Origin of the sequence: Lelliottia nimipressuralis (assembly GCF_004115925.1) — a bacterium.
GTDB classification, from domain to species: domain Bacteria; phylum Pseudomonadota; class Gammaproteobacteria; order Enterobacterales; family Enterobacteriaceae; genus Enterobacter; species Enterobacter nimipressuralis.
In genome coordinates this window covers 1-560 of the sequence record NZ_SDDX01000047.1, presented here as the reverse complement: position 1 = coordinate 560, position 560 = coordinate 1, and the positions used below count along the sequence as shown (strand labels likewise).

At 62.1% G+C, this 560-nt stretch carries 1 protein-coding gene; it reads right to left on the bottom strand.

Annotated elements, in window-relative coordinates:
- Window positions 1-560: amidohydrolase family protein (locus tag ETG88_RS22100; protein WP_491546705.1), on the bottom strand; the 560-nt coding region annotated here is incomplete at both ends.

Sequence of the window (560 nt, the reverse complement as noted above, 5' to 3'; positions counted from 1 at the left end):
CGCCAGCTGGCTGGCCGCCACGTTGCCGGAGTGGGAGCCGCCGCGCACGATGTTGGGCGCGCCCATCAGGACGTTCATTCCGTGCTGGCGGGAGGCTTCAGCCGCTTCAAACGTGGTAGGAAATTCGGCGATCACGCTGCCAAGCTGATGGGATTCCCGCACATGGTCGTGCGTGGCGTCGTCGTGACTTGCCAGCGCAATGTTACGCTCCCGGCACATCGCCGCAATCGACAGGCGGTTCGGCTGCGACCATTGGGCCGCCAGCGCCAGCTGCTCCTCTTCGTAGCGCGCCATTTCCTCGTCATTCAGGGCGTATTTGCCCTGATAATATTCACGGTACTTTTCGATATTGGCGAACTGACGCTGGCCTGGTGAGTGGTCCATCAGCGACACCAGAGAGACCGGCTCGCGACCAACCAGCTTTTCAAACAGCGGCAGGGTGGTGTGGTGCGGCAGTTCGCAGCGCAGATGCAGGCGATGCTCGGCGCGGTTCAGGCCGCGCTTTTGCGTCTCTTCCACCGCGTTGATCATCTTTTCGAGATTCTCCAGACGGTCGCCGC